Source organism: Rhizobacter sp. P3_B12 (assembly GCF_056402895.1).
On record NZ_JBFUGN010000409.1, the window covers coordinates 1 to 5,189 of the forward strand.

Genomic DNA, 5,189 nt, shown 5'->3' on the forward strand with positions numbered 1-5,189 from the left:
GCCCCTGCCGCGCGTCGGCCCGCGGCGCCTGCACGCGCGCGAGCGACAGCAGCTGCTCCAGCAGCGCCCGCGAGCGCGACAGCCCCTCGCGCAGCGGCACGAAACGCCGCCGTGCCTCGGGCGACATCTCCGCATGCTCCAGGTTCTCGGCCTGCACCGTCAGCGCGGTGATCGGCGAGCGCAGCTCGTGGGCTGCGTCGGCGACGAAGCGGCGCTGCTGCTCGAGCGATTCGGTGAGGCGGCGCAGCAGCGCATTGATCGACGTGACGAAGGGCCGCACCTCGTCGGGCATGTCGCCGGCCGGCACGTCGACCGCGGCGGCGTCGCCCTGCAGATCGAGGTGATTCAACGCGTGGGAAGCCCGTGCGATCGGCCGCAACGTGTTGCGGATCACCACGTGGATCAGCAGCAGCAGCACCGGCAGCAGCACCAGCAGCGGCACCAGCGCAGCCAGCGCACTGTCCTGCGCGATGTCGTCGCGCCGGTCGGTCTGCTGCGCGACGATGAAGCGGCGGCCGTCGGGCAGGTGAGCCAGCAGCATGCGCCACGGGCGGCCTTCGGCGACGTGCGTGTCCAGCCCGTCGGGCAGGTCGCGCGGCAGCCGGCCGATGCCGTTCACGCGCGGCTCGCCCGCCGCCGTGTCGACCAGCTCCACCACCACGCTCGGCCGCGGCGCGCCGGGCGCGGCCAGCGGCTCGACCGGGTTGATCGCGAGCTGGCCGGCCAGCACCAGCGCGGCGGTCTGCTCGAGCAGGTCGTCCTGCAGCTCGTTGGCCTCGTGCAGCGCCCAGAAGAACGACACCGCGCCGGCCGCGACCGCGGTGGCCAGCAGCAGCACGGCCATCCACAGCGACAGGCGGAACTGCAGCGAGTTCCTCATGCCGCGCGGTCCACGCGCCAGCCGACGCCGCGCACGTTGCGGATCACCGTGGGCCCGAGCTTGCGGCGGATGCCATGGATCAGCACCTCGACGGTGTTGCTCTCGACCTCCTCGTTCCAGCCGTAGATGCGCTCCTCGAGCTCCTGGCGCGACAGGATCGCGCCGGGGCGCACCAGCAGCGCCTGCAGCAACGTGAACTCGCGGCCGGAGAGCGCGGCGCTGCGGCCCTCGAAGCTCACGTCGCGCGTCGCCGGGTCGAGCGTGAGCGCACCGTTGGTCAGCAAGGGCGAGGCCGAGCCGCCCTGCCGGCGCACCACGGCGCGCATGCGCGCGAGCAGCTCCTGCACGTCGAAGGGCTTCAGCACGTAGTCGTCGGCGCCGAGGTCGAGGCCGGCGATGCGGTCTTCGACCTCGTCGCGCGCAGTGACGATCAGGATCGGCACGCGGGCATTGCGCGCGCGCAGCTGGCGCAGCACCTCGATGCCGTCGCGTCGCGGCAGGCCGAGGTCGAGCAGCACGAGGTCATAGGCCTGGGCGAGCGCAGCGGCCAGGGCCTGCTCGCCGTCGGTGGTCCAGTCCACCGCATACGCGGCATCGGACAGCGCCTGCTGCACGGCCGCGCCGATCATCCGGTCGTCTTCCACCAGCAGTACGCGCATCTCGTTGATCGGCCAAGTTTCGCCACGGGAACAAGGTTCGCATTCTGGAGCAAGCCCTCCGCAGGCAATCGCAGGGTCATTCGCGAAGCCTTGACGTGGCCCCTGAAAATAAGAATGATTCTCAATTAATAACGATGAGCACCAGGGGGTAGAGCGTGTCGATCACCAACCATGAGCCTGCCGCAGGGCTCGGCGGAGCCTTTCTCGCGCACCGGGCCAAGCTGCAAGGCCTGGCCCACAAGATCACCGGCCGGCGCGAGCTGGCCGAGGACGTGGTGCAGGAGGCCTTTCTCAAGCTGTCCGACGTGTCGCACGGCCTGGCGGTGCAGCAGCCGATCGGCTATTGCTTCCAGGTGGTGCGCAACCTGGCGATCGATTGCCGGCGCCGCATGATGCTCGAGGCCGGCGTGTTCGCCGACGCCGAGAGCGGCGAGCACGTGGCGGCGCCGCAGGGCACGCCGGAGCAGTACGCGATCAGCCGGCAGAACCTGGTGATCGTCGACGAGGCGCTCGGCCGCCTGCCGTCGCGCACGCGCCAGGCCTTCGAGCTGTACCGCATGGGCGGCATGACGCAGCGCGCGATCGGTGAGCGGCTGGGCGTGTCGGCGGCGCTGGTCAACACGATGATCCGTGATGCGGTCCAGGCCCTGGCGCACTGCCGGCACCTGCTCGAAGCGGAATGACGGCCTCCTAGAATCGGCGGTTTCCACTGCCAGCCCCGTGCGCGACCGCGCGCGCCGCCCGCCGATGAACCCCGATCAGGACCGTGAAGACCCCGCGCAGGAGCTCGCCATGCAGTCCGCCTGGGCGTGGGTGATGAAGGCGCACGAGCAGCCGCTGAGCGAAGCCGACCACGAGGCGCTCGCGCGCTGGCTCGAGGCCGACCCGCGGCACCGCACGGCGCACGCACAGGCCTCGCGGCTTTGGCTGCTGAGCGGGCTGGTGCCGCCGGCGCACGACGACGACGGGTTGCCGCACTGACGTCTCCATCCGTTCGCCCTGAGTTTGTCGAAGGGTCGGGCTGAGCCTGTCGAAGCCCTGGTTCGATGCGAGCAGGCCCTTCGACAAGCTCAGGGCGAACGGGATCAGGCTGCTGAACAAAGCCGCGGCCGGCTCGTCATGGAAGGCAAGGCGCATCACTGCGCGAACCACGGGCCTTGCCATGTCCACCAGCTGCTTCGACCGCGACGACGAAACCTTCATCGTCCTCGTCAACCACGAGGATCAATATTCCATCTGGCCGCACTGGAAGGCCGTGCCACCCGGCTGGACCGCGGTGCCCGGCGCCAGCGGTGACAAGAAGACGGTGCTCGCGTTCGTCGATGCGGCGTGGACCGACATGCGGCCGCTGTCGCTGCGCCGCTGGATGGACGAGCAGGCCGCGGCGCCGCGCTGATGCACGCCAGCGTCCGCCTGCTGTGCCTGCCCTGCGCCGGCGCCAGCGCGACGATGTACCTGCGCTGGCGGCGTTCGCTGCCGGCGTGGGTGCAGGTCGTGCCGGTCGAGCTGCCCGGTCGCGGCAGCCGCCTGGGCGAGCACTGCGTCGAATCGTTCGCCACGTTGGTGGCGAGGCTGTGCGACGAGCAGGCCGCTGCCATCAACGCCACCACCGGCAGCTTCATGCTGTTCGGCCACAGCATGGGCGGCCTGCTGGCCTGGGGCATCGCGCAGCGCCTGCGCGAACGCGGGCTGCCGGCCCCGGAGGCGCTGTTCGTCAGCGGCTGCCCGGCGCCCTCGCAGCGTGATCCGCAGCGCTTCGCGAACAAGGACACCGACGAACAACTGATCGCCGACCTGCGCCGCCAGGGCGGCACGCCGGACGAGGTGTTCACGAGCCCCGAGATGCTGCGCATCACGCTCGATGCCTTGCGCGCCGACTACCGCGTCTGCGCGAGCGCGCCGCACGCGAGGAGCCTGCCGCTCGACATGCCGATCCACGCCTTCGGCGGCCGCCAGGACGACATCGGCGCGCCGCGCCTCGCTGCCTGGCGCCGCGAGGCCCGCACGCTGTTCTCGCTGACCTGGCTGGACGGCGGGCATTTCTTCATCCGCCAGAGCGAGCCGCAGCTGCTGGCCGCGCTCGTCCACGAGATGCAGGCGCTGCGGTTCGAACCGCTGCCGTCCTGAAGGGGATCTTCCATGACCGACCTGCTGAATCCAACCCGCCCGGACCGGCCCGCCTTGCCGGCCCTGATCACGCCCTCGCGCCCCGGTGAAGCGCTGCTCGAGGCCTTCGCGCCGCTGCGCGCCGACATCGAGGCGCTGCTGAGCCGCATCGGCGGCGTGCTGCTGCGCGGCTTCGAGGTGCCCGATGTCGACGCCTTCCGCGAATTCGCCGCGGCCTTCGGCCACCCGCTGCTCGCCTACGAGTTCGGCTCGACGCCGCGCAGCGCGGTCGGTGGCGGCGTCTACACCTCCACCGAGTACCCGGCGCACCAGCACATCCCGCTGCACAACGAGCAGGCCTACACCCGCGAGTGGCCGATGAAGATCTGGTTCCACTGCGTCACCGCCGCGCCCGAGGGCGGGGAGACGCCGATCGCCGACAGCCGCGCGATCTGGCGCGAGATGCCCGAGGCGATCCGCCGCCGCTTCGCGCCCGGCGTGCTGTACGTGCGCAACTACGGCGAGTTCGACGTGCCGTGGCAGCAGGTGTTCAACACCAGCGAGCGCGCCGAGGTCGAGGCCTGGTGCGCGCGCTCGGGCATCCGCTTCGAATGGAAGCCCGACGGCGGGCTGCGCACCACGCAGCGGTGCCAGGCCATCGCCGTGCACCCGCGTACCGGCGAGACGGTGTGGTTCAACCAGGCCCACCTGTTCCACGTCTCGAACCTGCAGCCGGAGGTGCGCGAATCGCTGGAGGAGCTGCTGGGCGCCGACGAGATGCCGCGCACCGCCTGCTTCGCCGACGGCTCGGCCATCCCCGACGCGATGCTCGACGAGGTGCGCGCGGTGCTGGCCGCGCAGACGGTGTCGTTCCGCTGGCAGGCCGGCGACGTGCTGATGCTCGACAACATGCTGGCCGCGCATGCGCGCGCGCCGTTCAAGGGCCCGCGCAAGGTGGTGGTCGCGATGGCCGAGCCGCACGGCAACCTCGACCAGGACCTGTCCCGATGAACGCTCCCCGCAATTTCGTCGACCACCTGCAGCATCTCGGGGCCGAGCGGCCGGGTGACACCGCGCTGGTGATCGTCAGCGCGGCCGACGGCGCCGCGCTCGACACGCCGATCCGCTACGCCGAGCTCGCGCTGCGCGTGCGCGCCTTGGCCGCGCGGCTGCAACGCCGCTTCGCGCCCGGCGGGCGCGTGCTGCTGCTGCAGGGCAACGACGACCGCTACGTGGTGGCCTTCCTCGCGTGCCTGCACGCCGGGTTGATCGCGGTGCCGGCGTTCCCGCCCGAATCGGCGCGGCCGCAGCACCTGGCGCGGCTGGCCGGCATCGCGCACGACGCGCAACCGGCGGCGCTGCTCGCGACGCGCGCGACGCTGGCGATGCTCGGCGAAGGCTTCGGCGATGCCGAGCCGATCGCGATCGACGAGCTCGATGCCGCTGACGATGCCGCGCTCGCCGCCGCGTGGCGCCCGCACGCGCCGCACGACAGCGACATCGCCTTCCTGCAATACACCTCCGGCTCCACCTCGGCGCCGAAG

At 71.6% G+C, this 5,189-nt stretch carries 8 protein-coding genes; 6 read left to right on the forward strand and 2 right to left on the reverse strand.

The genetic code is table 11. From position 1 onward, the window contains the following. Window positions 1–880: histidine kinase dimerization/phospho-acceptor domain-containing protein (locus tag AC1D01_RS19820; protein WP_477869281.1), on the reverse strand; the 880-nt coding region annotated here is incomplete at its 3' end. Next, complete coding sequence (locus AC1D01_RS19825) at window positions 877–1,539, reverse strand: response regulator transcription factor (protein ID WP_477869283.1); 663 nt, start codon at window positions 1,537–1,539, stop codon at window positions 877–879. The genes AC1D01_RS19825 and AC1D01_RS19820, both read right to left, overlap by 4 nt. Before the next feature lie 155 nt (window positions 1,540–1,694). Between AC1D01_RS19825 and AC1D01_RS19830 the strand changes: the two genes are divergently transcribed. From AC1D01_RS19830 to AC1D01_RS19855, 6 genes are all read left to right on the forward strand, one after another. After that, entirely contained in the window at window positions 1,695–2,222 is a 528-nt protein-coding gene (locus AC1D01_RS19830; protein WP_465114574.1) for a sigma-70 family RNA polymerase sigma factor, read from the forward strand. A gap of 109 nt (window positions 2,223–2,331) precedes the next feature. After that, window positions 2,332–2,520, forward strand: coding sequence for a FecR/PupR family sigma factor regulator (locus tag AC1D01_RS19835; protein WP_477869285.1), 189 nt, complete (start codon window positions 2,332–2,334; stop codon window positions 2,518–2,520). Window positions 2,521–2,701: 181 nt separating this feature from the next. Beyond that, a complete protein-coding gene (locus tag AC1D01_RS19840; protein ID WP_047507974.1) occupies window positions 2,702–2,935 on the forward strand; it encodes an MbtH family protein in 234 nt (77 codons plus the stop codon). Continuing rightward, window positions 2,935–3,666 carry a thioesterase II family protein gene (locus tag AC1D01_RS19845; protein ID WP_477869286.1) on the forward strand — a complete coding sequence of 244 codons (732 nt, stop codon included), beginning with the start codon at window positions 2,935–2,937 and terminating at the stop codon, window positions 3,664–3,666. The genes AC1D01_RS19840 and AC1D01_RS19845 overlap by 1 nt, the downstream gene beginning before the upstream one ends. A 12-nt stretch (window positions 3,667–3,678) precedes the next feature. Then, complete coding sequence (locus tag AC1D01_RS19850; protein ID WP_477869287.1) at window positions 3,679–4,656, forward strand: TauD/TfdA family dioxygenase; 978 nt, start codon at window positions 3,679–3,681, stop codon at window positions 4,654–4,656. Then, window positions 4,653–5,189: AMP-binding protein (locus AC1D01_RS19855; RefSeq protein ID WP_477869288.1), on the forward strand; the 537-nt coding region annotated here is incomplete at its 3' end. The genes AC1D01_RS19850 and AC1D01_RS19855, both read left to right, overlap by 4 nt.